Source organism: Methyloversatilis sp. (assembly GCF_965284615.1).
In the GTDB taxonomy this organism is placed as follows: Bacteria; Pseudomonadota; Gammaproteobacteria; order Burkholderiales; family Rhodocyclaceae; genus Methyloversatilis.
This window is the reverse complement of record NZ_OZ260098.1, coordinates 3,222,504-3,248,861: the sequence shown is the minus strand read 5'-3', so window position 1 is coordinate 3,248,861 and position 26,358 is coordinate 3,222,504. Positions and strand designations below refer to the sequence as shown.

28 protein-coding genes are annotated in these 26,358 nt (G+C 66.3%); 22 read left to right on the top strand and 6 right to left on the bottom strand.

Translation table 11 applies throughout. The features are described from left to right. The first annotated feature begins 199 nt into the window (after positions 1–199). Both flhB and ACQ66H_RS15435 read left to right on the top strand, forming a co-directional pair. Complete coding sequence (gene flhB / locus ACQ66H_RS15440; RefSeq protein ID WP_430434739.1) at positions 200–1,336, top strand: flagellar biosynthesis protein FlhB; 1,137 nt, start codon at positions 200–202, stop codon at positions 1,334–1,336. Positions 1,337–1,460: 124 nt separating this feature from the next. Then, entirely contained in the window at positions 1,461–3,098 is a 1,638-nt protein-coding gene (locus tag ACQ66H_RS15435; protein ID WP_430434738.1) for a methyl-accepting chemotaxis protein, read from the top strand. 92 nt (positions 3,099–3,190) lie between these two features. Here the strand turns inward: ACQ66H_RS15435 and ACQ66H_RS15430 are convergent, their stop codons facing one another. Next, positions 3,191–3,973 carry a glycine zipper 2TM domain-containing protein gene (locus ACQ66H_RS15430; RefSeq protein WP_430434737.1) on the bottom strand — a complete coding sequence of 261 codons (783 nt, stop codon included), beginning with the start codon at positions 3,971–3,973 and terminating at the stop codon, positions 3,191–3,193. 178 nt (positions 3,974–4,151) lie between these two features. Between ACQ66H_RS15430 and flhA the strand changes: the two genes are divergently transcribed. The 6 genes from flhA to ACQ66H_RS15400 are packed head-to-tail and all read left to right on the top strand — an operon-like array spanning position 4,152 to position 11,017. After that, positions 4,152–6,260, top strand: a complete 2,109-nt coding sequence (flhA, locus tag ACQ66H_RS15425) for a flagellar biosynthesis protein FlhA (RefSeq protein ID WP_430434736.1) — start codon at positions 4,152–4,154, stop codon at positions 6,258–6,260. Next, positions 6,257–7,786 carry a flagellar biosynthesis protein FlhF gene (flhF, locus tag ACQ66H_RS15420; protein ID WP_430434735.1) on the top strand — a complete coding sequence of 510 codons (1,530 nt, stop codon included), beginning with the start codon at positions 6,257–6,259 and terminating at the stop codon, positions 7,784–7,786. Before flhA ends, flhF begins: the two co-directional genes overlap by 4 nt. Beyond that, entirely contained in the window at positions 7,779–8,666 is an 888-nt protein-coding gene (locus ACQ66H_RS15415; protein ID WP_430434734.1) for a MinD/ParA family ATP-binding protein, read from the top strand. The genes flhF and ACQ66H_RS15415 overlap by 8 nt, the downstream gene beginning before the upstream one ends. 31 nt (positions 8,667–8,697) lie before the next feature. Further along, complete coding sequence (locus ACQ66H_RS15410) at positions 8,698–9,414, top strand: RNA polymerase sigma factor FliA (RefSeq protein WP_019917293.1); 717 nt, start codon at positions 8,698–8,700, stop codon at positions 9,412–9,414. Positions 9,415–9,425: 11 nt separating this feature from the next. Then, a complete protein-coding gene (locus ACQ66H_RS15405) occupies positions 9,426–10,184 on the top strand; it encodes a flagellar motor protein (protein ID WP_430434733.1) in 759 nt (252 codons plus the stop codon). After that, positions 10,181–11,017: a flagellar motor protein MotB gene (locus ACQ66H_RS15400; RefSeq protein ID WP_430434732.1), complete on the top strand. Its 837-nt coding sequence runs from the start codon at positions 10,181–10,183 to the stop codon at positions 11,015–11,017. The genes ACQ66H_RS15405 and ACQ66H_RS15400 overlap by 4 nt, the downstream gene beginning before the upstream one ends. Here ACQ66H_RS15400 and ACQ66H_RS15395 read toward each other — a convergent pair whose 3' ends face one another. The 4 genes from ACQ66H_RS15395 to flgA all read right to left on the bottom strand — a co-directional run bounded on the left by ACQ66H_RS15395 (position 11,018) and on the right by flgA (position 13,320). Continuing rightward, positions 11,018–11,569, bottom strand: coding sequence for a Spy/CpxP family protein refolding chaperone (locus ACQ66H_RS15395; RefSeq protein WP_430434731.1), 552 nt, complete (start codon positions 11,567–11,569; stop codon positions 11,018–11,020). It lies immediately after the preceding gene. Positions 11,570–11,686: 117 nt separating this feature from the next. Next, the gene (locus tag ACQ66H_RS15390; protein WP_430434730.1) at positions 11,687–12,181 is read right to left on the bottom strand and encodes a flagella synthesis protein FlgN; all 495 of its coding nucleotides are present in this window, start codon (positions 12,179–12,181) and stop codon (positions 11,687–11,689) included. Then, on the bottom strand, positions 12,181–12,495 hold the full coding sequence (flgM, locus tag ACQ66H_RS15385) for a flagellar biosynthesis anti-sigma factor FlgM (protein ID WP_430434729.1): 315 nt from the start codon (positions 12,493–12,495) through the stop codon (positions 12,181–12,183). Before flgM ends, ACQ66H_RS15390 begins: the two co-directional genes overlap by 1 nt. Before the next feature lie 144 nt (positions 12,496–12,639). After that, positions 12,640–13,320: a flagellar basal body P-ring formation chaperone FlgA gene (flgA, locus tag ACQ66H_RS15380; protein ID WP_430434728.1), complete on the bottom strand. Its 681-nt coding sequence runs from the start codon at positions 13,318–13,320 to the stop codon at positions 12,640–12,642. Between the two features lie 310 nt (positions 13,321–13,630). Between flgA and flgB the strand changes: the two genes are divergently transcribed. The 9 genes from flgB (at position 13,631) to flgJ (ending at position 20,818) form a co-directional block, all read left to right on the top strand. Continuing rightward, positions 13,631–14,038 carry a flagellar basal body rod protein FlgB gene (gene flgB, locus ACQ66H_RS15375; protein ID WP_430434727.1) on the top strand — a complete coding sequence of 136 codons (408 nt, stop codon included), beginning with the start codon at positions 13,631–13,633 and terminating at the stop codon, positions 14,036–14,038. A 24-nt stretch (positions 14,039–14,062) separates the two neighbouring features. After that, the gene (flgC, locus tag ACQ66H_RS15370; protein ID WP_020165452.1) at positions 14,063–14,464 is read left to right on the top strand and encodes a flagellar basal body rod protein FlgC; all 402 of its coding nucleotides are present in this window, start codon (positions 14,063–14,065) and stop codon (positions 14,462–14,464) included. Between the two features lie 10 nt (positions 14,465–14,474). Continuing rightward, on the top strand, positions 14,475–15,152 hold the full coding sequence (locus tag ACQ66H_RS15365; RefSeq protein ID WP_019917302.1) for a flagellar hook assembly protein FlgD: 678 nt from the start codon (positions 14,475–14,477) through the stop codon (positions 15,150–15,152). Between the two features lie 14 nt (positions 15,153–15,166). After that, positions 15,167–16,384 carry a flagellar hook protein FlgE gene (flgE, locus tag ACQ66H_RS15360; protein WP_304002147.1) on the top strand — a complete coding sequence of 406 codons (1,218 nt, stop codon included), beginning with the start codon at positions 15,167–15,169 and terminating at the stop codon, positions 16,382–16,384. A gap of 19 nt (positions 16,385–16,403) precedes the next feature. Next, complete coding sequence (flgF, locus tag ACQ66H_RS15355; protein WP_019917305.1) at positions 16,404–17,144, top strand: flagellar basal-body rod protein FlgF; 741 nt, start codon at positions 16,404–16,406, stop codon at positions 17,142–17,144. Between the two features lie 18 nt (positions 17,145–17,162). Further along, a complete protein-coding gene (gene flgG, locus ACQ66H_RS15350; RefSeq protein WP_024300873.1) occupies positions 17,163–17,945 on the top strand; it encodes a flagellar basal-body rod protein FlgG in 783 nt (260 codons plus the stop codon). 20 nt (positions 17,946–17,965) lie between these two features. Continuing rightward, the gene (locus tag ACQ66H_RS15345) at positions 17,966–18,664 is read left to right on the top strand and encodes a flagellar basal body L-ring protein FlgH (RefSeq protein ID WP_430434726.1); all 699 of its coding nucleotides are present in this window, start codon (positions 17,966–17,968) and stop codon (positions 18,662–18,664) included. 88 nt (positions 18,665–18,752) lie between these two features. Further along, positions 18,753–19,850 (top strand): flagellar basal body P-ring protein FlgI, encoded by a 1,098-nt coding sequence (locus tag ACQ66H_RS15340; protein ID WP_430434725.1) that lies wholly within the window; start codon positions 18,753–18,755, stop codon positions 19,848–19,850. After that, a complete protein-coding gene (gene flgJ, locus ACQ66H_RS15335; protein ID WP_430434724.1) occupies positions 19,850–20,818 on the top strand; it encodes a flagellar assembly peptidoglycan hydrolase FlgJ in 969 nt (322 codons plus the stop codon). Before ACQ66H_RS15340 ends, flgJ begins: the two co-directional genes overlap by 1 nt. A gap of 34 nt (positions 20,819–20,852) precedes the next feature. Here the strand turns inward: flgJ and ACQ66H_RS15330 are convergent, their stop codons facing one another. Beyond that, positions 20,853–21,302 carry a hypothetical protein gene (locus tag ACQ66H_RS15330; protein WP_430434723.1) on the bottom strand — a complete coding sequence of 150 codons (450 nt, stop codon included), beginning with the start codon at positions 21,300–21,302 and terminating at the stop codon, positions 20,853–20,855. 133 nt (positions 21,303–21,435) lie between these two features. On the opposite strand from ACQ66H_RS15330, the gene flgK reads away from it, so the two are divergent. From flgK to ACQ66H_RS15305, 5 genes are read left to right on the top strand one after another with little or no spacing between them, the layout of a single operon-like run. Then, positions 21,436–23,379 carry a flagellar hook-associated protein FlgK gene (flgK, locus tag ACQ66H_RS15325; protein WP_430434722.1) on the top strand — a complete coding sequence of 648 codons (1,944 nt, stop codon included), beginning with the start codon at positions 21,436–21,438 and terminating at the stop codon, positions 23,377–23,379. Positions 23,380–23,390: 11 nt separating this feature from the next. Continuing rightward, positions 23,391–23,513 (top strand): hypothetical protein, encoded by a 123-nt coding sequence (locus ACQ66H_RS15320; protein WP_430434721.1) that lies wholly within the window; start codon positions 23,391–23,393, stop codon positions 23,511–23,513. After that, positions 23,497–24,684 carry a flagellar hook-associated protein FlgL gene (gene flgL / locus ACQ66H_RS15315; RefSeq protein WP_430434720.1) on the top strand — a complete coding sequence of 396 codons (1,188 nt, stop codon included), beginning with the start codon at positions 23,497–23,499 and terminating at the stop codon, positions 24,682–24,684. The genes ACQ66H_RS15320 and flgL overlap by 17 nt, the downstream gene beginning before the upstream one ends. 2 nt (positions 24,685–24,686) lie before the next feature. Continuing rightward, positions 24,687–25,142: a hypothetical protein gene (locus ACQ66H_RS15310; protein ID WP_430434719.1), complete on the top strand. Its 456-nt coding sequence runs from the start codon at positions 24,687–24,689 to the stop codon at positions 25,140–25,142. 42 nt (positions 25,143–25,184) lie between these two features. After that, the gene (locus ACQ66H_RS15305) at positions 25,185–26,342 is read left to right on the top strand and encodes an MFS transporter (RefSeq protein WP_430434718.1); all 1,158 of its coding nucleotides are present in this window, start codon (positions 25,185–25,187) and stop codon (positions 26,340–26,342) included. The last annotated feature ends 16 nt before the right edge of the window (positions 26,343–26,358 follow it).

Sequence of the window (26,358 nt, the reverse complement as noted above, 5' to 3'; positions counted from 1 at the left end):
CGGTCGCCCCGGCGCGTACTGCAGGGCTGGCGAGGCAGGCTACGGTCTGCCGTTTCGCGCCGCCCACTCCACACACCATTCTTGCCACGACTGACCCAGCCGCGGCCGCAGATGGGGTGATCTTCGGCCGCTGTTCCGCCGATTGCCGCCGGTCTCTGCGGCGCATCATCCTGCGCATTGCCGAACCGGGTCTGCGCACGTGGCAGAAGAAAGCGATCTCGAAAAGACAGAACCAGCGTCACAGCGACGACTGGAAAAGGCGCGCGAAGAAGGGCAGGTGCCTAACTCGCGCGAACTGGCGACCTTTCTCGTCACCATCACCGGTGTCGCCGGCATGTCTGCGCTCGCTGGCTGGATGTGGCCGCGCAGCGCCGATCTGCTGCGCGACGGGCTGACCATAGACCGGCGCGCCATCTTCGATCCGGCGGCGATGTTCGCGCTGCTGATCGAGCGCTCCACCGATGCCCTGCTGATGCTGGCGCCGCTGTTCATCGCGCTGATGCTGGCAGCCTTCGTGTCGCCCTTCCTGATGGCGGGCTGGAACTTCGCGCCGAAGGCACTCGAACCGAAATTCTCGAAACTGAATCCGGCAGCCGGTCTGAAGCGCATGTTCTCGTCCACGGCGGCGGTCGAGCTGGGCAAGAGCATCGGCAAGGCGACATTGGTCGGCGCCGTCGCGGCCTGGGTGGTCATGCGCGACCACGAGAAGCTGTTCGCACTGTTCGGTGCGCCGGTTGACGTCGCGCTCGGCGCCACCGGCGATCTGATCATGACGGCAACCCTGCTGCTGGTCGCCGGCATGGCGCTCATCGTCGCCATCGATGTGCCCTTCCAGCTCTGGCACTACCACTCCGAACTGAAGATGACCAAGGAGGAGGCGCGCCAGGAGTTCAAGGAGCAGGAGGGCGATCCGCACGTCAAGGGGCGCATCCGCCAGCAACAGCGCGAAATGGCGCGCAGCCGGATGATGGCCAACGTGCCCAAGGCCGACGTGGTGGTGACCAACCCGACCCACTACTCGGTTGCGCTGCGCTACGACGCGGCGCGCGGCGGTGCGCCGCGCGTGGTTGCCAAGGGGGCGGGCGAGGTGGCGCTGCGCATCCGTACCGTCGCCACCGAGCACGGCGTGCCGCTGGTCGAGGCGCCGCCGCTGGCGCGCGCGCTGCACAAGCACTGCGAACTGGAGCAGGAAGTGCCGGCACGACTGTTCCGCGCGGTGGCCGAGGTGCTGGCCTATGTGTACCAGCTGAATGACGCCTTTGCCCGCGGCGGCGGCATTCCGAAGATGCCCGACGACCTGCCGGTGCCGGAAGACATGGACCCGGGCAGCGACTGACCTGCCGTACAGGGGGCCTGTCCGACCGTATGTCGGATAGATGGATTCTCGCCTCAAGCGCTGTGTGCAGCAGCCGTTAAGTCATTGAGTTTCATGCACACAATCAGCTCCTGAGGGACTCTCCATGAAGAACCTGAGAATCTCCACCCGTCTTGCGCTCGGCTTCGGTCTGATCGCACTCATCTTCGTTGCGGTGGCCGTTTTCGTTGAAATCCAGTCGGTGCGCATGAGTGCCAGCGCGCACGAAATCCGCGCGCTGACCCAGCCCAAGGTCGATGCGATCGCCGATCTCAACGATGCGGTACAGCGGGTGCGTGTCTATTCGCGCAGCGCCATCCTCGAAACCGAAGACGTCGCGATCCAGAAGGTACGCGTCAAGCTGGAAGGCTATGTCGGCAAGGCCGACGAGGCCGTCAAGCGCCTGGGCGCACTGGTCGCCTTGCCCGGCAGCGAACAGGCCGAGCGGGCGCTGTTTGCCCAGCTCGAACAGCGCTTGCAGGCCTTCCGCGGCATTTCGCAGGAGGTGCTGGCCCTGGCATTGGTCAATCGCAACACCGAGGCGAACGAACTGCTGCACTCGACGCATGGCCCAGCGGCGATTGCCCTGAATGAGGCGTCGATGGCGCTGCGCGAGCGCGTGCGCAGCCGCAACGACGGCGCCATCGCGGCGCTAGAGGACTCGGCCGAGGCACTGACGCGCGCCGTGGTTATCGCCGGTGCGCTGTTCATCGTCGCGGCAGTCGTCGTGTCGCTCATCATCACGCGCAGCATTTCCAGCCAGCTCGGCCATACCTTGTCCGCGGTGCGGCGGATCGCCGACGGTGACCTGACCACCGATCTGCGACCGGAGGGCGAGAGCGAGCCGGCGCAGGTGTTGCGCGCAGTCCAGTCGATGCAGCAGTCGCTGCGCGGCATGGTGCGCACGATAGGCGAGGCCACCGGCAAGCTCGGTGACTCGGCCGCCCACCTGTCGGGCGCCACCCAGCAGGTGCGGCTCGCCTCGGATTCGCAGGCGGAACTGGCGGCCGCGATGGCCGCCTCGCTGGAGGAGCTGTTGACCTCGATCACCCACGTCAGCGAGCTGAGCAACGAGGCGCGCGACGCGTCGCACGTGGCCGGTGAGCACGCCTCGGACGGTGCCAGCGACATCGGCCGCATGGTGGGGCAGATCCGCGAAGTGACCGAAGGCATCGAGAGCAGCGCGCAGCGCGCGCTCGAACTGGGCAGCGAAGTGGCGCATATCACCCGCATCGTCCATGTGATCCGTGACGTCGCTGACCAGACCAATCTGCTGGCGCTGAACGCAGCGATCGAGGCCGCGCGCGCCGGTGAGATGGGGCGGGGTTTTGCGGTGGTCGCCGACGAAGTGCGCAAACTGGCCGAACAGTCGGCGCGCTCGGCCACCGAGATCACCGACATGGTGACGCGCATCCAGAGTGGCGCGACCGAGGTGTCGAGCACCATGCAGAGCACGGTTCAGCGGGTGCATGCGGGTCTGGCGACGGCCGAGCAGGGACGGGCCAAGGTGCTGGACATCGATGCGCACGCCCGACAGGTCGCCGGCACGATAGGCGAGGTGTCCGGCGGCTTGCAGGAGCAGGCCGCAGCCAGCCAGGATCTGGCGCGGCGCGTCGAGCAGATCGTGCAGGTGGTCGAGGAGAACGCCAGTGCCGCAGCGTCGGTTGCCAGCTCGGCGAGCGAGCTGGCCAGCCTCTCCGAACAGCTGCAGGGTGAGGTGAGCCGCTTCCGCACGGCGGCCTGAGTCGGACAACACGCGGGCGAGCAGGCAAAAAAACGGGCACCACGCGGGTGCCCGAAAGGGGTCCTCAGAGAGAGGAAGGAGGAAACCTGTGTTCAGTCGGCCATGACGAGCCGGTTGCCCTGCAGCCTGACCTTGTCGCCGGTGCGCCAGACCGGTTCCGCGTCCAGCGTGACCGTGCGGTACTCGCCGTTTTCCATGCGCACACCCACTTCCCAGCGTGAGGTCGTGCGCTGCGTCTTTTCGACCTGATGGCCGGCATAGGCGCCGCCGGCAATGCCGATCAGCGTCGCGATCGTGCGCCCGCTGCCCTTGCCGACCTGATTGCCAAGCAGACCGCCAACCACGCCGCCGGCGGCGGCACCTAGACCGCTGGGGTCGGCCGCCGCCTTTACCTCGCGTACCGATTCGACCAGACCGCAGTCGGCGCAAACCGGCGCCGGAGCGCGATACTCGGCTTCGCTGCGCGGCAGCGTCTGCTCGTAGGCGGTGCGCGGCTGCGCCGGAATGACATCGATGCCCGAGTCGTAGGTCCGGTCCGCGACCTTGACCGCACCTGCCTCGCCAGCGTCGGCGACATGCACCTTCTTCTCTGGCACGGCCTTGACGACCGGCTTCTCGCTGCGCTTTTCAGCGGGCTTGTCAGCGACGGCGGTCGGCTGAGCCGGTTCGGGGGCGGCAACGACTGCTTGGGTCGCCGGAGCCGGCGTCGTGCCGGTCTGTGCGGCGGCCGCGATGACCGGTGCAGGCGTGGCTGGCTCGAAGAAGCCGGACATTTTGGCGATGCCGACTGCGCTGAAGGCGGTGACCGAGACAGCGGCCACCCACAGAGCGGGGTGAAGCGAACTGGCTGAAGCGGCACGGGCCGGGGCGTTCATCTGTAGTCTCCTGGGACTGGGGTGCGACAGTGCAAGTAACGCACGCCGACGTGAACAGGAGCGCCCCCTGTTTGTAAGGGCGTTTTGCGCTGCGTAACAATCCAGTCAACCCAATAGCCGGGGAAAACCCCTCTTCTTTCTCCGGTTTGATGGACGTCACCTGCGATGAAATGTCGTCATGGCTACGTCCCTCTCGTTCCGTCAGGTCATCGGTTCCCCGAACATCGCCCAGATGGCTGCGCCGCTGCTCATCGTCCTCATCCTGTCGATGATGGTGCTGCCGTTGCCCACCTTCGTGCTGGACGTGTTTTTCACGTTCAACATCGCGATGTCGGTGATGGTGATGCTGGTGGCGCTCTATACGACAAAGGCGCTCGATTTCTCGGTATTTCCGTCGGTCCTGCTGGTGACCACGCTGCTGCGCCTGTCGCTGAACGTGGCTTCCACCCGGGTCGTTCTGCTCGAAGGCCACACCGGCCCGGATGCGGCCGGCAAGGTGATCGAAGCCTTCGGCCACTTCCTGGTCGGCGGCAACTACGCGGTCGGCATCATCGTTTTCATCATCCTGACCGTCATCAACTTCGTCGTCGTTACAAAAGGCGCCGGCCGGATCGCCGAGGTGGGCGCTCGTTTCACGCTGGACGCGATGCCCGGCAAGCAGATGGCGATCGACGCCGACCTGAACGCCGGCCTGATCGGTGAGGACGAGGCGCGCCGCCGCCGCAAGGAAATCGCCGACGAGGCGGATTTCTACGGTTCGATGGACGGTGCGTCCAAGTTCGTGCGCGGCGACGCCATCGCCGGCATCCTCATCCTGCTCATCAACATGATCGGCGGCATGCTGATCGGCGTCATGGAGCACGACATGGGCGCCGGCCAGGCTGCAAAGTCCTATGTCCTGCTGACCATTGGCGACGGCCTGGTCGCGCAGATCCCGGCGCTGGTGATTTCGATCGCCGCCGGTCTGGTGGTGTCGCGCGTCGGCAACGATGGCGATGTGGGCGGCCAGGTGATCGGTCAGCTGTTCGGCGATCCGCGTGTGCTCGGCATTTCCGCCGGCATCATGGGCCTGATGGGCATGATCCCCGGCATGCCCAACTTCGTTTTCCTGCTGATCGCCGCCGGCCTCGGATACCTTGCCTGGCGCGGCATGCAGAAGGCGGCGTCGCCCAAGGTGAAGGAGGCGGCGGAGAAGAAGGCGGCCGAACAGGCGGCGGCGCAGTCGGTCACGCCGCCCGAGCAGCAGGAAGCGGCATGGACCGATGTCGTGCCGGTTGACACGCTGGGTCTCGAAGTCGGCTACCGCCTCATCCCGCTGGTCGATCGCGGCCAGGACGGCGAACTGCTCAAGCGCATCCGCGGCCTGCGCAAGAAGTTTGCGGCGGAAATCGGCTTCCTGACCGCGCCGGTGCACATCCGTGACAACCTCGAACTGAAACCCAACGGCTACCGCATCACGCTCAAGGGCGTCGATGTCGGCAGTGGCGAGGCCTATCCGGGCAGCCTGATGGCGATCAACCCGGGCCGCGTGGCGGGCTCGCTGCCGGGCCGCGAAGCACGCGATCCGGCGTTCGGCCTGCCGGCGGTGTGGATCGAACAAGGCCTGCGCGAGCAGGCGCATGCACTCGGCTACACCGTGGTCGATGCGGCCACCGTGATCGCCACCCACCTGAACCATCTCATCCTGACTCACGCCGCCGAACTGTTCGGCCGTCAGGAAGCGCAGGCGCTGCTGGAACACGTTGGCCGCGAACAGCCCAAGCTGGTCGAGGATCTGGTGCCGAAGGCGCTGCCGCTGGCGGTGGTGCAGCGCGTGCTGCAAAGCCTGCTGGAGGAGGGCGTGGCGATCCGCGACATGCGCTCCATCGTCGAGACGCTGGCCGAGTACGCGCCGCGTACGCAGGACCCGCTCGAACTGACCTCTCGCGTCCGGGTGGCGCTGGGCCGCGCCATCGTGCAGCAGCTGTTCCCGGGCAATACCGACGTCCAGGTCATGGTGCTCGACCCGGGTCTGGAGCGCCTGATCGGTCAGGCGCTCGGTGGCGGCGGCGACGGTTCGGTGATTGAACCGGGCCTGGCCGACACGCTGATGAATGAAGTGGCGCGCACCGCGCAGAACCAGGAAGAAATGGGTCTGCCGGCCGTGCTGCTGGTGCCGGCGCCGCTGCGCTGGCTGCTGTCGCGCTTCCTGCGCCGGGCGGTGCCCAGCCTGAAAGTGCTCGCCAATTCCGAAGTTCCTGAAACACGCACCATCAAGGTGACCTCTGTCATCGGAGTCAAATCATGACGCCTCGCAAATATCTCGCTGCCTCCGCCCGCGACGCCCTGCGCCGCATCAAGGAAGACCTCGGCCCCGACGCCATCGTGCTGTCGAACCGACCGGTCGAGGGCGGCGTGGAAATACTCGCGCTGCCGGCGAATGCGCTCGAGGCCATGACTGCACCGACGAAGAAGCCGGCCGCCGCGCCGGCACCGGCGCCGGTGGCACCGGTGGCGCGTACTGCCGCACAGCCCGCCGCGCGCGCCGAAGCGCAGTCCGCATTTCAGACCTCGTCCCGGCCCTACGGTGACGAGGATTTCGAGGTGACGCTGTCGAGCAGCCTCGCTGCGCGCAAGGTCGCACCGGCACCGGCTCCGGCGCAGGAAGTGCGGGCGCCGAAGCCCTGGCAGCCGTACAAGCCGCGTCCGGCGACGCCGAGCGAATTGCGCGATCTGGCACGCGGCCGTCAGCAGGCGCCGGCCAACGAGCACCTCGAAGCGCACGCCGAAGTGCCGCAGCGTCGTGCCGCACCGGCCGTCGAGGCCGCACCGCGCCACGCCGTGCAAGCGTCCGAGCCGGCGCCGCAGCTCGACGCCGCACTGCGCGAGGAACTGGGCAGCATCCGCCGCATGCTCGAACAGCAGCTGGCCGGTTTCGCCTGGGGCGAAATGTCGCGCAGCTCGCCGATCAAGACCACGCTGGCAGCCGAAATGCTTGAATCCGGCTTCAGCGCGGTGACCACCTACCGGCTGCTCGACCAGCTGAGCAGTTCCGACTCGCTGGCTGCCGCGCGCAATGAACTGCGCACGCTGATCGGCCGCGACCTGATCACGCTGAATTCCGACGCCGACATCATCGACCGCGGCGGCGTCTATGCGCTGGTTGGCCCGACCGGCGTCGGCAAGACCACCACCACCGCCAAGCTCGCCGCCCGCTGCGTCGTGCGCCACGGTGCAGACAAGGTGGCGCTGCTCACCACCGATGGTTACCGGATCGGCGCCCACGAACAGCTGCGCATCTACGGCCGCATCCTCGGCGTGCCGGTGCACGCGGTGCGCGACGCCTCCGACCTGCGTCGCATGCTGGTCGAGCTGCGCGACAAGCACATGGTGCTGATCGACACCGTCGGCATGAGCCAGCGCGACCGCGCCGTCGCCGAGCAGATCGCCATGCTGTCGTCGAGCGGCGACGTACGGCGCCTGCTGCTGCTGAATTCGGTCGCCCGCGCCGATGCGCTGGATGACGTGGTGCGCGCCTACTCGTCGCCGAATGGCGGCGCTGATCTGGCCGGCGCCATCATCAGCAAGGTTGACGAATCGGTGACGCTGGGGCCGGTGCTCGACGTGCTGATGCGCCACGAACTGCCTCTTTACTACGTCGCCAACGGCCAGCGCGTGCCGGAAGATCTGCACCTGCCCAACCGCGCCTACCTGATGCACCGCGCGCTGCGCGCAGCCGGCGAAGAATCGTCGCAACACCTCTCACCGCAGGACGCCGGCCTGTTGATGGCTGCCTCGCGTCGCGACCTGCGCAGCGAGGTGAGCCGTGGCTGATTTCATCCACGACCAGGCAGCCGGCCTGCGCGCCATGTTCCGCCGTTACCCGACGCAGCGCGTCGCCTTCGCCGGCGCGATGGATGGCGTCGGCAGTACCTCGATCGCGCTCGCCACCGCCATCGAAGCGGCCCGCAGCGGCCTGCGCGTGACACTGATCGACGAACACCAGGGCGCCGGCTCGGCCACCGCGCGGCTCGGCCTGACCTCGCGCATCGACCTGCTGCAGGCGATCAACCGCGACGTTGCGCTCGCCTCGGTACGGATCGCCTCGCAACACGGCGTGGCCGTGGTGCCGGCAGCCCGCCTCGCCGCCGCGTCGAAGCAGCTGAACCGATTGCAGACAGAGGCGCTGGATGAAGCGCTGGTCGAACTGACCCGCGATACCGAACTGCTGGTGATCGACTGCGCGCTCGACGACGGTCAGCTGTCGGCGCTGGCCCGTCGCGCCGACCGGCTGGCAGTGATCACCGCCGCCTCCGGCGTCAGCATCACCGCCGCCTACGCGCTGATCAAGCGTCACCTCGCCGGCAATGCGCCGGTGACCGGCGGCGCGGCCCGTCCGGTGCATGTCGGCGTCAGCCGCGCGCGCTCGGTGGCCGACGCCCGCCAGGCCTTTGCCAGCCTGAATGGCGTGGTGAGCGAACACCTGGGCAGTGCGCTGCACTGGCTGGGCTGCCTGCCGACCGGCTACCAGCGCCCGGTTTTCGCCACCGCGGGTGACGATGCCCTCAAGATCGGGCGCGATCTTGCCGAAAAGCTTTTCGTGACCCGCGAGGCGGAGAAAGCCGGTATGTTGTCGGCCCTGGACGACGCGCTCGCGGGTGACCGCAGCGACCGGGGAGGGCGTGCAGACGGATTCCCGGCCCAAGTGGCCTGACTGCACAAGCGACCCGCAGCAGAGGACGAACATGTACACCGCATCCGGAACACTGGACCGTGATCAGCTTGCCAAGCACTACGCGCCGCTGGTCAAGCGCATTGCCTACCACCTGATGGCCAAGTTGCCGGCCAGCGTGCAGGTCGAGGACATCATCCAGAACGGCATGCTGGGCCTGCTCGACGCGATGAGCCGCTACGAGGAAGGGCTGGGCGCGCAGTTCGAAACCTATGCCGTACAGCGCATCCGCGGCGCCATGCTCGACGGCCTGCGCGAGAACGACTGGCTGCCGCGCAGCCTTCGCCGCGACATGCGTCGCATCGAAACCGCCATCCACACGCTGGAGCAGCAGAAGGGCCGTCAGCCGACTGAAGGCGAACTGGCCGAATCGCTCGGCATGCCGCTGCCCGAGTACCAGAAGATGCTGCAGGAAGCGCGCGGCTATCAGCTCGTCTATTTCGAGGACTTCACCGACGGCGACGACGATGATTACCTCGACCGCCACAGCGTCGGTACGGAAGATCTCGATCCGCTCGAACGACTGCTCGACAAGAACATGCGCGACGTGCTGGTGCGCGCCATCGGCGATCTGCCCGACCGCGAAAAGACGGTGATGGGTCTCTATTACGAGGAAGACCTCAACCTGCGCGAGATCGGGGAAATCCTCGGCGTGTCCGAATCGCGCGTCTGCCAGCTGCACAGCCAGGCCATCGCCCGACTGCGCAGCCGCATCGCGGCGCGCGGCTGAGCGGAGTACGCGTGCGCGTCGATCGCATCAGCATCGCCGGCCTGCTGCTCGGTCTGGCTGCCATCATGCTCGGGCAGGTGCTCGAGGGCGGCAGCCTGTCGTCGCTGTTCCAGCCGGCCGCCTTCGTCATTGTGCTCGGTGGCACGCTCGGCGCGACCATGCTGCAGACCCGCTTTCCCATCTTCATGCGCGGCATGCGCATGGGACGCTGGGCCTTCGTCGCGCCGTCCCAGGTGCCGGACGACATGATCCGCAGACTGGTCGCCTGGGCCCAGCTGTCGCGGCGCGAGGGCATCCTGGCGCTGGAAAAGCAGGTGGGCAACGAATCCGATCCGTTCTACCGCAAGGGCGTGCAGCTGCTGGTGGATGGCGCCGATGCAACCCGCCTGCGCGAGGTGATGGAAGTCGAAATCACCACCTACGAGAACACCCTGCGTCAGGCGGCCCGTGTCTGGGATTCCGCCGCCGGCTATTCGCCAACCATAGGCATCATGGGCGCGGTGCTGGGCCTGATTCACGTGATGGAAAACCTGGGTGACCCGACACGGCTCGGCGCCGGCATCGCCACCGCCTTCGTCGCCACCATCTACGGCGTCGGTGCGGCCAATCTGGTGTTCCTGCCTATCGGTCGCAAGCTGCAAACCCACGTGTCGCAGCTCATCGCGGTGCGCGAAATCTTTGTCGATGGTCTGGTCGGCATCGCCAACGGCGACAACCCGCGCATCATCGAGGGCAGGCTGCTTGGCTACGTTGCTCAGGTGCCGGAGTGAGCGCGCCCCGCAAGCGTCGCTACGTGCCGGAGTCGGACGAGAATCACGACCGCTGGCTGGTTTCCTATGCCGATCTGGTCACCTTGCTGTTCGCCTTCTTCGTCGTCATGTATGCGATTTCCCAGGTCAGCGAGAGCAAGTACCGCGTGCTGAGTGCGTCGCTGAACAGCGCGTTCTCGGCCCGCGACGGCGTCCAGCTGATTGAGCTGCCTGCGGTGGCGCCGCCGCGCAGTGCGCTGCAGATCGAGCTCGATCAGGTCCGTCAGGCGCGTGCCGCAGCGAAGGAAAAGGAGAGGCGCGAACGCGCGCAGCGCACGATGACCGAGCTGACGCAGGCGCTGTCGGCACTGACGCGGGACGGCCAGGCCACGGTCACCGACGGTGCGCTCGGCATCACCGTCGATCTCGACGCGACCTTCCTGTTCGGTCGCGGCGACGCGACGCTGGAACCGGCGGCGCGCGACGTCATCGCGGCGGTGGCCAGCGTGCTGCTCTACAGCGATTTTCCGCTGGTGATCGAAGGACACACGGACAACGTGCCGGCTACCGGGCGTGGCATGTCGAACTGGTCGCTGTCGGCATTGCGCGCGGCGGCGGTGACCCAGGTGTTCGAGGAGCAAGGCATCATTCCGGCAAGGCTCACCGCGGCAGGACTTGCCGACCAGCGGCCGATTGCCGGCAACGACAGCGAAGAGGGGCGAGCGAAGAATCGTCGCGTATCCATCCGCATCGAAACCTACTCGACCGACCGCGCGGCGCTCAATGGCGCGCCGGCGAATGCGCCGGTCGAGGTACCCGAGGGCAGCCTCGGCTCCAGCTTCCCCAGGCTCTGATCACTGCGCCCGCTCGCGGCGTCCGCCGGGAGGCGGGCTGCCGCGCTCGCCGTGGCGGTCGCGCGCAGACCCGTCCTCTGCCCCGCGCCCGGGCAGACCGGAGTACAGCGCGGGCACCGTGCCCGGCAGCAGCCGGTCGGCGACGCGACGCTGGTTGGGGTCGAGCGTGCCGTAGAGCAGTTCCGCCGCCTCGGCGATGTCTTCCATCGCGACCAGCCTGTTGCGAACCACATCGACCTTGCGACCGATCTGCTTCACTGCGTTGACGCGTGTGACGGGACGCGGGTCCAGCCGCAGCTGGTCTGCCATCAACGCGCCTATCGTCTCGCGGTAACGCTCCCATAGAGGCTGCTGAAGAGCTGTCAGCGACAAGCTCTGCTCCACCTCGGCCAGTTGCGTCTGCAGATCGTCGACGACACCGGCACTGCCGCCGCTGCGCGCCTCGGCCGGAGACCCGCGTCGTGAGCGGTCGAAGTCGCCGTCCGGTGCGGAGGCGCAGGCGGTCATCAGCAGCACGAGGCTGAGCAGCGGGAGGGTGCGGGAAACGGGCATGGCATGTGGCCGGGGCTGTGGAACAGGCGGCCACGATGACAGCCACCGGCAAACACGCTGTGTCGCCGGGTCAAGCCATGTCGTGCGGGTGTAAGCGGGTGTTGCGCCCCGCAGTGCTCAGGCGCTGCCGAAGGATCGACGGCTGGTGCGTGCCGTCGCCTGACCGTCCGGCCCGTAGGTTGACGCCTGCTCGGCGGCCGACATCAGCACGGCAAGCGCCTGCTGGCTGGACTTCATCTGCGCGCGGATCATCAACCCGTTCGCCTGATTCGCGTCATGCGCTTCGCGAGCCAATTCGAGCAGGTCGGCAAATGGCTTGCGGCAGGCGGCCCATTCCGGTCCGCTGGCGAACAGTGCGTCGATGTCGGCCTTCGCCGGCTTCACGCCGGCACGCGCAAGCAGCGCCGAGCGCGCATCGCCCAACTGCGCGAGGCGGCCATAGACCTCCGACTTGCGTGCGGCAAGCACGGGCAGGGTATCGACATCACCGGATTCGAGCGCGCGGCGCTCGGCATCGAGATGGCCGATGGCCGCGCGCAAGGACGCGACCTCCTCGGTCATCAGTACGGACAGTCGCGCGGAAATCTGCGCGGCCAGTTCGTTCTGGGACATCAGGTCGCCGGGCGCGTATTCAGCATCTGGCGCACGCTTTCGATCAGGCTGTCGGCCACGCGATCGGCGTTGACCTTGAAGCGACCGTCAGCAATGGCCTGCTTGATTTCATCGACGCGAGCGCTGTTGACCACCGGCACGTTGGCAATGGTCGATTCGAGCTCGCGCAGACGCGAGGAGGTGCTCGAAACATCGACCTGGGCGCCCGCGGAAGGCGTGGCCGAAGTCGAATTGGTCGGGGTGTTGCCCGACGAGTTGCGCGTGGTCGAAGTTGAAGTCGGACCAAGCGGCTTTCCAGTTCCGTCGATTTTCACGATGAACCCTTTCAGAAGACGTTCGATCGGTATTACGACGACGACACGACAAAACTTTAGAACTTTTTGTAGGGAGCCGTCTTACACCGATGCCTGATGCGCACTATATCAAGCACCGAGGCGGCCCGCAGTTGAACAGTTCTCTCAATAGATCACTTCGACAAGACCGCCCGGACGTGCTACGCCGCTCACCACCTGACCGCTGCCGGTGCGGATCTGCACTGTCTGGCCTGACTGCGCGGTGGCCAGCGCACGGCCATCGTGACTGACCGAGAAGCCGTTGCCGCGTGCGAAAAGCTTCACGATCTGGCCCTGCTGCACGGCGACCGGTGCGCGCAGCCAGTCGGCGCGCAGCGGCTGACCGGCGCCGATGGCGACGTTCACCGATTGCCCGATGGCCTGCTGCGGATCGGTGATCATGTTCGGCGGCAGTTCGGTCAGGTCGCCACGCATGAAGGCGTAATCGCCGTCGGCCACCACCTGACCACGGCCCAGTGCCCGCGCGGCGACCAGATAGTCACCCTCGATGCGCACGCGCGACGGGATGTAGACGGTCCAGCCGGCGCCGGCGACGCAGCGTACGCCGACGCTGACGCGGCCCCAGGGCCGGGCGCCCGGCGGCAGGAAGGGCTCGTGCGCCGTGCAGGCGGCCAACGCGATCCGAGCGTCCGGCTGACCGACTTCGACCACAGCCTTGCCCGGCATGCTTGCTGCCTGCGCCGTCAGGAACTGGCTCACGGCGGCGCGCAGCGCGTCCGGTGAGGTCTGTGCCTGCGCGCTGGAGCACAGGGCAAACAGCAGCATGAGAAGAGGACGACGGAACATGGGCGGATCTCCTGGCGATGGACGCATTCGATCACGCTGCTTGCAAGGTCGATGCCGGAAATAGCGGGTGAAGCACGGTTCTGTTCCGCTGCGCCGTGCCCGGCGCCAGCGGTGCGCCCATTGCCGCAGAGAAATTCCTTTTCCGGCAAGGGTTTGAAGGCGGGTTGTTCGGTTCTGCGCGGCAAACCTTGCCGCTTCGAGGCGGCAGAAGACGAGGAAAGGCGGGGTGCGAACAGTCCTTTTTTGCCGTTTCCGGTCGCACTCCGGCGCTTAAAGTCATTGGCACGATAGCTGCAATGGACTGCACATCATGCCGACACCTCTCGACCGACATCTCAACCTGCATCAAGCCGCCCTCGGCGTGCGTGCCGCGCGCCAGCAGCAGCTGGCGTCGAATATCGCCAACGCCGATACGCCGCACTACAAGGCACGCGATATCGAGTTCCGGAGCGCGCTCGAAAGCGCGCTGGGCGGCAAGCTCGGTGGTCCGGTGGAACTGGCGCGTACTTCCAGCTCGCACATCGAAGCCAAGGGCAGCGGCGCATTCGATCAGTCGATGAAGTACCGCACCGAAACGCAGTCCAGCGTCGATGGCAACACCGTCGATATGGACGTCGAGCGCGCGGCATTTGCCGAGAACTCGGTGCAGTACGAAGCGCTGCTCACCTTCATCAGTGGTCGCCTGCGCACGATGCAGCAGGCGATCCAGGGCCAGTAAGGAGGCTGAACCATGGCAGGAAACATGTTCAATGTGTTCGGCATCGCCGGTTCCGCACTGACTGCGCAGTCGGTGCGACTGAACACGACGTCCAGCAATCTCGCCAACGCCGACTCGGTCACCACGGCCAACGGCCAGCCCTACCGCGCCAAGCAGGTGGTGTTCGAGATGAAGCCGATCGCCGACGGCAGCGAAGCCAGTGGTGTGCGCGTGACGCAGATCGTCGAGAGCGCGGCGCCGCTGCGCAGCACCTACGATCCGACCAACCCGGCTGCCAACGCCGACGGTTACGTGCAGATGCCCAACGTCAACGTGGTGGAGGAGATGGTGAACATGATCTCCGCCTCCCGCTCCTATCAGACCAACGCGGAAATGATGAATACCGCGAAGCAGCTGATGCTCAAGACCCTCACCATCGGACAGTAAGGACAACGCCATGGCCACCAATCCCGTCAATGGCAATTCTGCCGCCGACCTCTACAGCTCGCTGAACACTACGCAGAAGCAGGCAACGTCCGAACTCGACGCGGCACAGAACCGCTTCCTGATGCTGCTCACCACGCAGCTCAGAATGCAGGATCCGCTCAGCCCGATGGACAACGCGCAGGTCACTTCGCAACTGGCGCAGATCAGCACCGTCGATGGCATCACCAAGCTCAACAGCACGCTGGAAAAGATGATGGAGAGCACCAGCGATGCACAGCACCTGCAGGCGACGGCGCTGGTGGGTCACGCCGTGCTGATCGAAGGTTCAGACCTGAAGCTGGTCGAAGGACAGTCGATGGGCGGCGTGGAGCTGACCACACCTGCCGACGACGTGGTCGTCACCATCAAGGGCGCGAACGGCGTGATCGTCCGAGAGATGGCGCTGGGCGATCAGGAGGCCGGCATCACGCAATTCGTCTGGGACGGCAAGGATAACTCTGGCACGGCAGTTGCTCAGGATGGCTCGTACTCCTTCTCCGTGAAAGCGGTGCAGGGAGGCAAGACGCTGACCAGCACGCCGCTCGAACTCGCGGTGGTCGGCAGCGTCGAGCGCACCGGCGGTGTTACCCGCCTGAATGTGGGCCAGCAAGGGCTGGTCACGATGAACGACATCAAGCAGATCTACTGATCGGGAGTTGAATCATGGCCTTCCAGCAAGGACTTTCCGGACTGAACATCGCCTCCAAGGCGCTCGACGCGATCAGCAACAACGTCGCGAACTCGACCACCGTGGGTTTCAAGCAGTCGCAGGCACAATTTGCCGACATCTACGCGACCACGCTGGGCGGCGGCGGTTCGGCCCAGATCGGTATCGGCGCTCGGGTGAATGGCGTCGCCCAGCAGTTCTCGCAGGGCAACATCACCGTCACCAGCAATCCGCTGGACATCGCCATCAACGGTGAGGGCTTCTTCCGGATGAGCGACAACGGCGATGTGCTCTACACGCGCAACGGCCAGTTCTCAGTCGACAAGCAGGGCTACATCGTCAATGGCTCCGGTTACCGGCTCACTGGCTATGGCACCGACGCCAACGACAACATCGTGGTGACTGCACCGATCGATCTGCGCATCGACACCGCGCTGTCCGGCGCCGAGCCGACGTCTACCACGGCGGCAGACCTCGCGGTCAACCTCGATTCACGACTGTCGCCGCCGGCAACTGCACCGTTCTCGACGGCAGACACATCGAGCTTCTCCTATTCGACATCGATGACGACTTACGACTCGCTCGGCAATCCGCACGTGATGTCGATGTACTTCGTCAAATCGGCTACGCCGAACGAGTGGGATCTGTACACCACGCTGGATGGCGGTGCGCCGACTGCGGCCACCACGCTCACCTTCAACTCGAACGGTGGCCTGGTCGGCCCGTCCACGGTGGCGCAGTCCTTCGCCATCACCACCGGCGCCACCAGCCCGCTGACTTTCGATCTCAACCTCGGCAACTCGACCCAGTACGGCACTACCTTTAGCGTGAATGCCGTGGCGCAGGATGGCTACACCTCGGGCCGGCTGTCCGGCCTCAGCGTGTCGCCGGAGGGCATCATCCAGGGCCGCTATACCAACGGCCAGTCGCGCACGCTGGGTCAGGTCGTGCTCGCCTCATTCCAGAACCCGGATGGCATGGTGCAGCTGGGCAGCAACGCCTGGGCGGAAACTTCGTTCTCCGGTCCGCCCGCTGTTGGTGAGCCCGGCACCGGCAATCGCGGCGGTCTGCAGCCGGGCGCGGTCGAGGATTCCAATGTCGATCTCACCGCAGAACTGGTGAACATGATCACGCAGCAGCGCGCCTATCAGGCGAACGCGCAGTCGATCAAGACCCAGGATCAGATCATGCAGACGCTGGTGAACCTGCGCTGACGCGCACTGAGGAGCTGCCATGGACCGCGTGATCTATACCGCGATGACCGGCGCGAAGTGGACGATGGAGCGCCAGGCTTCGGTCGCCCACAATCTCGCCAATGCATCGACCACCGGCTATCGCGCGGAGGAGCACCGTCTGCGTGCCGTGCAGGTGCAGACCGAGGCGTTCGCGTCGCGCGCATTCGTCATCGACGCCAGCGTGAAGAACGACTACACGCCGGGCGCGCTGCAGCAGACCGGGCGCTCATACGACATGGCGATACAGGGCAAGGGCTGGTTCACGCTGGCCATGCCTGACGGCACCGAGGCCTACACGCGCAACGGCCACTTCCAGGTCAGCCCGACCGGCATCCTGCAGAACCATGAGGGTATTCCTCTGCAGGGCGAGACCGGTCCGATCACCGTGCCGCCGGACACCGAGGTGACGCTGGGGGCCGACGGCACGCTGTCTGCCGTGCAGCGCACCGGCGGCGTGAACCAGGTCAACCCGATCGGCCGTCTGAAGCTGGTCGATCCGCCCGAGAACACACTCAAGCGCGGCGACGACGGCTTGTTCCGCTCGACTGCACCCGGACTGCAGCCGCAGGCACAAAACGTGCGTGTCGTCGGCGGCTACCTCGAAGGCAGCAATGTGAATGTGGTCGATCAGGTGGTGGCAATGATTTCGCTGTCCCGCCAGTTCGAGATGCAGACCAAGATGCTGCAGACCGCCGAACGCAACGACCAGGCTGCCTCGCAGGTTCTGGGCAACAACTGACAACCGGAGTAACCGACCATGATTCGCTCGCTGTGGATTGCCCGCACCGGCATGGATGCACATCAGACTCAGCTCGATGTCATCACCAACAACCTCGCGAACGTCAGTACCAACGGTTTCAAGCGTGCCCGCGCTGTGTTCGAGGATCTGCTGTACCAGACCATGCGTCAGCCGGGCGCGCTGAACACGCAACAGAACACCATTCCGTCGGGCCTGCAGATTGGTACCGGCGTGCGTCCGGTGGCGACCGAACGGATCCATACGCAAGGCAATATCCAGCAGACCGGCGGCACGCTCGACGTGGCCATCCAGGGCGAAGGCTTCTTCCAGATCCAGATGCCGGACGGCACGCTGTCCTATACCCGCGACGGCGCTTTCCAGAAGGACGCGCAGGGCGTCATGGTTACCTCAAGCGGCTTCCCGGTGCAGCCGCAGATCACCATTCCGGCTGATGCAGTGTCGGTCACCATCGGCCGTGATGGCGTGGTGAGCGTGCTGCAGGCCGGTCAGAACGCGCCGACCCAGATCGGCCAGCTGCAACTGGCGACCTTCGTGAATACCGGTGGCCTGCAGAGCGTCGGCGAAAACCTGTTCGTCGAAACCGCCTCCAGCGGCGTGCCGACGCCGAACACCCCGGGCACCAATGGCGCCGGCCTGCTCAATCAGGGCTTCGTCGAAACGTCGAACGTGAACGTGGTCGAGGAACTGGTGAACATGATCCAGACCCAGCGCGCCTACGAAATCAACTCGCGCGCCATCCAGACGTCGGACCAGATGCTGGCCCGACTGACCCAGCTGTAAGAGATCCGGCGGAGACCACCATGAATGCCCAACGCCTTCACCTTGCCGCCCGCTGCGCAGGTTTTGCCGTGGTGCTGGTCGTGGCGGCAATGCTTGCCGGCTGCGTCACGACGACGCCGCCGACCGCGGTGCATCAGCCGATGTCGGTGCGTCCGGAACCGCGTCCGCAGTATCAGACCAACGCTGGCGCGATCTTTCAGCCGGGCGCCGTGCGACCGCTGTTCGAGGACCGTCGCGCGCGCATGGTCGGCGACACGCTGGTGATCAACCTGAGCGAGCGCACGCAGGCGGCGAAGAAGTCGTCGAGCTCGGCTGATCGCTCGCAGGACATCGAGGTCAGCGTGCCGCGCATCGCCGGCGTGCCGCTCAAGGGCGCACAGGGCATCGGCGTGCAGGCGAACAGCGAGAACGTGTTCGCCGGCAAGGGCGCGTCCTCGGCCGACAACAACTTCACTGGCACCATCACCGTCACCGTGATCGAGGTGCTGCCGAACGGCAATCTGCTGGTGTCCGGTGAGAAGAAGGTCGCGATCAACCAGGGCGACGAGTACATCCGCTTCTCCGGCGTCGTGAATCCGACCCAGGTGACCGCGGCGAACACGGTGCAGTTGACCCAGGTGGCCGATGCGCGCATCGAGTACCGCGCCACCGGCTATATCGACGAGGCGCAGGTGATGGGCTGGCTGGGGCGCTTCTTCCTGAGCTTCCTGCCGCTGTGATGAGGAATCAGCCCTCTTTTCCGGCCATCGGGTTCCTGGTCGCCGGCGTATAAAAGGCACTGTACTGCCGCCCGGAAGGCGAACTGAAATGAAGCGCTTCATCACATTCTTCGTACTTGCATGGCTGGCCGCGCTGCCCGCCAGTGCCGAGCGCATCAAGGACCTGGCGTCGCTGTCGGGCGTGCGCAACAACCAGCTGGTCGGCTACGGCCTGGTGGTCGGCCTCGATGGCTCCGGTGACCAGACGACGCAGACCCCCTTCACCGTGCAGAGCGTGATCAACATGCTCGGCAACATGGGTGTGACCTTGCCGCCCGGGCAGAACCTGCAGCTGAAGAACGTCGCTGCGGTGATGGTGACCGCCAGCCTGCCGTCCTTCGCGCGGCCCGGTCAGGCGATGGACGTGACCGTGTCGTCAATGGGCAACGCCAAGAGTCTGCGCGGCGGCACCCTCGTGATGACGCCGCTCAAGGGCGCGGACGGCCAGATCTACGGCATGGCCCAGGGCAATGTGGTGGTCGGCGGCGCCGGCGCCTCGGCCGGTGGGTCGTCGGTCACCATCAATCATCTGTCCGTGGGCCGCATTGCCGGTGGCGCCACGGTCGAGCGCGCGGTGCCGACGGCGGTGGGCGAGGGCGATTTCATCAATCTCGAAACCCACACCACCGACTTCGGCACCACGCAGCGCATGGTCGATGCGATCAACGGCAGTGCCGGTCCCGGCACCGCGGTGGCGGTCAACGCCCGGCGTATCCAGGTGCGCGCACCGCTGGACCCGAACCAGCGCGTCGCCTTCATGAGCCGCATCGAGAATCTCGACGTCACGCCGGCGCAGCAGGCCGCCAAGGTGATCGTCAATTCGCGCACCGGTTCGGTGGTGATGAATCAGGCGGTCACGCTGGACAGCTGTGCGGTCGCACACGGCAACCTGTCGGTGACCGTCAGTTCCGAGCCGGTGATCAGCCAGCCGGCGCCGTTGTCCGGCGGGCAGACCGTGGTGGCGGAACGCAACCAGATAGACATCCAGCAGGAAGGCAGCGCGCTGATCAATGTGAAGAAGGGCGCCAACCTGTCTGAAGTCGTTCGTGCGCTGAACGCGCTGGGGGCCAATCCGCAGGATCTCATCATCATCCTGCAGGCGATGAAGGCGGCCGGTGCCCTGCGCGCCGAACTGGAAGTGATCTGATGGAGAACGCCGCGCTCAACACGCTGGCCGCCGACGTGCGCGGCCTCGACGTGCTGCGCCGCGCGGCGCGCGACAACTCGCCGGAGGCGCTGAAGGCCGCAGCCAAGCAGTTCGAGGCGATGTTCCTGCAGGTGGTGATCAAGTCGATGCGCGAGGCCTCGCACGGCGACGAACTGTTCGGCGGTCAGGAAAGCAAGATGTACCAGGACATGCTGGACCAGCAATGGGCCCAGGTCATGACCGAAGGCGGCGGTACCGGTCTGGCGCGCGTGCTCGAACGGCAGCTGTCGGCGAACGCGAACAGCGCCGATACCTCGGTGAGGCCCGAACTGAAGCCGCTGTCCGAGGCCGGGCTGTTCCAGGGCCTGCCGCGGATGCCGGCAGCGGCAAGCTCTGCCGCCCTGCGGCAGAGTCTGCAGCCGGGTGAAGCAGCCGCTGCCGCCGACCTCGAAGCGGCATTGGCCGAACTTGCGCCGGTCAGGACGCGCGATGTGCCGGAGCACGCGCGTGCCTTCGTCGAGCGGGTATGGCCGGCCGCGCTGTCGGCCAGTCGTGCGACTGGCATTCCGGCGCAGTTCCTGGTTGCCCAGGCCGCGCTCGAAACCGGCTGGGGCCGAGCCGAACTGACGTCGGCCGACGGTACGCCCAGCCACAACCTTTTCAATATCAAGGCCGGCAGCAGCTGGCAGGGGCAGACCGTCACCGTTTCGGCCAGCGAGTTCATCGACGGCCGCTGGACCAAACAGACGGATGCCTTCCGCAGTTACGGCTCCTACGAAGAAAGCTTCGCCGACTACGCCCGTCTGTTGCAGAACCAGCCGCGCTACGCCCGCGTGCTCGGTGCGCAGGACGCCGGCAGTTTCGCCCGCGGCCTGCAGCAGGCGGGTTACGCCACCGACCCGGCTTACGCCGACAAGCTCGAACGCATCATCAAGGGCCCGTTGCTGCGCGCCGCCTTGTCGGGCTGATCCTGCGGGCGGGGCGGTAGCGCCGGCCCGCCGCTCACGGCAGCAGCTCCAGACAGCGCGCACGGATCAGGCTGGCCTGCCGGGCCGCACCCGCATCCAGAAGCGCCTTCTCGCAGGCCAGCAACGCACGGCGCACGCCCGCCTCGTCGGTGGCGTCGCGCAACAGCGGCTTCAGCGCGTCGGTCTGTCCGCGCAAGGCGCGCTCCACACTTTCGATCAGGTAGAGGCGGGCCAGCGCCAGCGACTTCCGCCCGGTGGAGGCGACCGGCGCCGGGCGCTCGATGTCGAGCAGTCCGAGTTCGATCAGCCTGGTCAACGCGGCCGCCGCATCCGTGTCGCCGCTGGCCGCCCGGCCGAGAGCGGCAAGCAGGCCGGCAAAATCCTGCCGCCCGTCGGCGACTATCAGCACCGCGCGTTCGAGCGGTGTCAGCCGGTGTGCCCGCCGGACCACCTCGGCGCGTCCGGCCGATGTCTTGAAAGCCACGTCCGTGGCCGATATGCGATGAGCGGGAGTGACCATCCCCGACATTGTTCCAGTCCAGTGTGACGCCTATAAAACGGAGCTGGCAAAGCTCTTGCTTTGACGTGTCCCAAGCACTCTGACGAGACGGCACATCATGGGAACGCAGCTCTACAGCATCGGCATCTCCGGACTGAATGCGGCACAGGCCGCGCTGGTCACGACCGGTCACAACATTTCGAATGCGGCGACCACCGGTTACACCCGGCAGGAAGTCATCTTCGGCACCAACGATCCGCAGCAGACCGGCGCCGGCTTCTTCGGCCAGGGCGCACGGATCGAGACCGTACGCCGCATCTACAGCCAGTTCCTGACGGCCCAGGTGATGGAGGCGCGTACGCAGAGCGCCGAGTACAACGCCTACGCCGATCAGATCGGCGCCCTCGACAACCTGCTTGCCGACGCCGACGCGGGCATGTCGCCGGCGATGTCCGGCTTCTTCGATGCGCTGCAGAGCGTGACTGCCTCGCCCACCTCGCTCGCCGCCCGGCAGTCGGTCATTTCGGCTGCACAGGCCATGACCGCGCGCTTCAATGCGCTCGATCTGCGGCTGGACGAGGTCCGTACCGGTCTCAATGGCGAAATCTCCGGCACGGTCGAGGAAATCAATCAGCTCGCGACGCAGATCGCCCGCTACAACAACCAGATTGCCGTGGCCGAGGCGAGCACCGGTCCGACCCGTCTGGCCAACGACATGCTCGACATGCGCGAGCGGCTGATCAGCCAGCTGAACGACCTGGTGCGTGTGACCCAGCTGCAGCAGAGCGATGGCTCGATCAATCTATTCATCGGCAACGGTCAGCCCGTCGTCGTCGGTGGCAGCGCCTTCCTGCTGACTGCCGGACCGTCGGTCGAGGACGCCAGCCGTACCGAAGTCACCTACACGGCCCCCGGCGGCACCGTGCTGCGCATGCAGGAGTCCTCGCTCAGCGGCGGCAAGCTCGGTGGCCTGCTGGCCTTCCGCCGCGAAACGCTGGACGAGGCGCAGAACGCGCTCGGTCGCGTCGCCATCGGCATGGCGGAGCAGTTCAACGCGCAGCACCTGCTCGGCCAGGACCTGAACGGTGCGCTGGGCACGGCCTTCTTCAACACCCTGTCCGGCAGCGCGCTGCCGGCAAGCACCAACGACACCGTCGCGGCAGCACAGGTCAACGTGACGATCAACGATTCGTCTGAACTGACCACCAGCGACTACCGTCTGCGCTACGACGGCGCCAACTACACGCTCACCCGCCTTTCCGACAACGTGAGCTGGACCGCGGCGACGCTGGGCGGTCTGCCGCCTGCCGGCAGCCCGCAGGGCTTCACGCTGGATTCGGGCGCTACCACTCTGGCCGCCGGCGACAGCTTCCTGATCCAGCCGACGCGCAATGGCGCCTCGGACATCCGCACGCTGCTGTCGGACCCGCGCATGCTGGCGGTGGCGATGCCGATCAGCACTGCGGCCAGCCTGAACAATTCCGGCTCCGGCAGCATCAGTGCCGGTACCGTCACCTCGACCACCGGCCTGCCGTTGGGCGGCCCGATCACGCTGACCTTCGACGCCGCGACCAATGTGTTCAACGTGACCGGCGGGCCGGGCGGCACCATCGCCTACAACCCGGCCACCGATTCGGCCGGCGCAAGCTTCACCTTTGCCGGCCAGGGCGGCTTCACCTTCCAGCTGTCGGGAATTCCGCGCGACGGTGACACCTTCACCATCCAGGCCAATGCCAGCGGTCAGGGCGACAACCGCAACCTGCTGGCGCTGGCCGCGCTGCAGGATGCGGACACGCTGGCCGGCGGCACCACCGGTTTCCAGGGAGCTTACGCGCAGATGGTGGCCGAGATCGGTTCGCAGGCACGCGAAATCCAGGTGAACCAGAAGGCACAGGACGTGCTGCTGTCGCGTGTCACCGAGTCGCAGCAGTCGCTGTCGGGCGTCAATCTCGATGAAGAAGCGGCCAATCTGCTCCGTTATCAACAGGCATACCAGGCGTCCGGCAAGATGATTGAGATCGCCAGTCGGCTGTTCGATACCGTGCTGCAGCTGGGCGGCTGAGGAGAGTTGTAATGCGTGTTTCGACCAATACCATCTATGAGACCGGCACATCGGGGCTCGTGCGTCAGAGCGGCGACCTGTTCAGGCTGCAGCAGCAGTTGTTCAACCGGTCGCCGCGTGCTGGCGCCCTCTGACGATCCCGTGGCGTCGGCGCGTGCGCTCGAAGTCGAGCAATCGAAGTCGATGAACGACCAGTTCGCGATCAACCGTCGTGACGCCACCAGTGCGCTCGGCTTTGCCGAATCACAGATCGCCACGGCCGGCGACATCCTGGCGACCATACGCGAGCGCCTGATCCAGTCGCGCAGCGCGGCGCTGGCTGATTCCGACCGCAAGGCGATTGCCACCGACATCCGCGCGATGTTCTCCGAAGTGATGGGTATCGCGAATTCGCGCGATGCGTTCGGCGACTATCTGTTCAGCGGCTACAAGAGCACGACCCAGCCCTTCTCCGGCAGTGTCGAGGCCGGTGTGAGCTACGCCGGCGACGATGGTCAGCGCGAGGCGCAGGTGGGCAGCAATCGCCGTCTGGCAATCAGCGATTCCGGCGCCAACGTGTTCATGCGCGTGCCCTCGGGCAACGGCAATTTCTCGCTGACGCCGGACCCGGCGAACCGCGGCACCGCCGTGCTCGACGCCGGCAGCGTCACCGACATGAGCGCGTGGAACGATCCGGCCAATTCGGGCGACTTCGAGGTCGTATTCGCAGTGTCCGGCGGCACGACCACCTACGACATCATCGACAACGCGAGCGGCAATTCGCTGCTGACCGGCGCCGCACCGGGCGGCGCGCCGCTGCCGCGGACCTTCCTGCCGGGCGACGTGATCAACTTGCGTTCGAACGGCGGTTCCGAGCCGCCCTTCAATTTCGGCGCTCGCTTCTCGATGACCGGTGCGCCGGCCGACGGTGATCGCGTGTCCCTGGAGATCAGCACTTCGCAGAGCGTGTTCGAAACCATCGGCGACGTGATCCTCGCGCTCGAGCAACCCGCGTCCGGCGACGCGAATGCGCTGGCCAAGGTGAGCAATGCGATCGGCTCGGCGATCTCGAACATTGATCAGTTGACCGACAACCTGCTGACCGCGCGCGCGCGCATCGGCGCCCGGAGCTCCGAACTCGCGGCGCTCGATTCGCTCGGCGAGGAGGTGAATCTGCAGTTCGAGTCCTCGCTGTCGAACCTGCGCGACCTGAACTACACCGAGGCGCTGAGCAAGCTCACGCAGCAGCAGGCGTATCTGCAGGCGGCCCAGCAGTCCTTCCTTAAAGTGTCCGGCCTGTCGCTGTTCAACTTCATCGGAGCCTGATCATGACGGCACGCCTGTCCGCAGCCTTGCTTGCCGCCACACTGGCGGCGGCCTGTTCGTCGCTCGATCGCTCGTTGCCAAGTGCGACCAGTTCCGTCATTCCGGATACCAAGCTGCGCTTGACGCCGGGCTACACGACGACGCCGGAAAAGCTCATCTACTTCGCCGGTGCTGCCTATCTCGCCTACGTCGTGCTCGATCCGATGGCGCCGAACTGGACCATCGAGGAGGCGCAGCTGTCCGAGGACACCTACTACCTCGGCATGAAGAAGATGCGCACGCGGCCGGGCGGCGAGGGCGAGGCGCGCATGGTGTTCCGCCGGCGTGCCGAACAGCTGGCGCGCGCTGGCGGCTACGCCGGCTACGACATCGTCAGCTACAGCGAGGGCATACAGTCCGAACTGGTCGCGCAGCGCATCGGCGAAGGGGTGATACAGCTGCGCCACGGCACGCGCTGAATCGCCGCCGGCCGCGCTGCCGGCTGCGGTACACTTCGCCCGATGCCGCTCCCCTACTGGCGACTGTCCGCCTACTACCTCTTCTATTTCGCCTTCGTCGGCGCCTTTTCCCCGTACTTCGGGCTCTACCTGTCCTCGATCGGCTTCTCCGCCGCCGACATCGCCATCGTCATGTCGCTGATGCAGGTGATGCGCATCGTCGCGCCCGGCATGTGGGGCTGGCTGGCCGATCGCATCGGTGCGCGTACGCCCATCATCCGTGGTGCCGGTGCGGCCAGCCTGGTCGGTTTCCTCATTTTCTTCAGTACCGAACAGTTCATTGGCGTGTTCGTGGCGATGGCGCTGATGTCCTTCTTCTGGAGCGCTTCGCTGCCGCTGGTCGAGGCGCTGACGCTGGAGCACCTGAAGTCGAAGGTGGCCCGCTACGGCGCCATCCGCGTATGGGGCTCGATCGGCTTCGTCATCACCGTGCTGGCGCTGGGTGAAATGCTGGACCGTACCGGGCTGCGCGCCGTGCTTTGGGCCTGCAGCCTGATACTGGGCGGCATCTGCCTGTTCGCCTTCAGTTTGCCTGAGGCGCCGGAACACGCCGACCGTCCGCGCGCCACCGAGGGCCTGCGCGACATCCTGCGTCGCCGCCCGGTGGCGGGCCTGTTCGGCGCTGCCTTCTTCATGAGCTGTGCGCACGGTGCGCTGTACGTCTTCTACTCGATCCACCTGGATGAGCATGGCTATAGCAAGAGCCTGATCGGCGCCCTGTGGACGCTGGGCGTACTGGCCGAGATCGCCGTTTTCCTGTGGATGCCCTCGCTGATGCGCCGCTTCACGTTGCGCGCCATGCTGCTGGCGGCTCTGGCCGCTGCCGTGCTGCGCTTCTCGATGATAGGTTGGCTGGTCGATTCTCTTCCCTGGCTGCTGGCGGCCCAGCTGCTGCACGGTCTGACCTTCGGCGCCTTTCACGCCAGTTCGGTGGCTGCGCTGAACCAGTGGTTCGACGCCCGCCAGCAGGGGCGGGCGCAGGCGCTCTACGGCAGCGTGTCCTTCGGCGCCGGCGGCATGGTCGGCGGGTTGATCAGTGGCTGGATGTGGGCGCCGCTCGGCGGCGGTTGGGCCTTCGTGCTCAGTTCAGTGTTCGCGCTGGCCGGATGTCTGCTGCTGGCGCGCATGTGGCCACCGGGTGAAGTGGTCAGGAGCGGCTGATCGCTGCCGGCTGAAT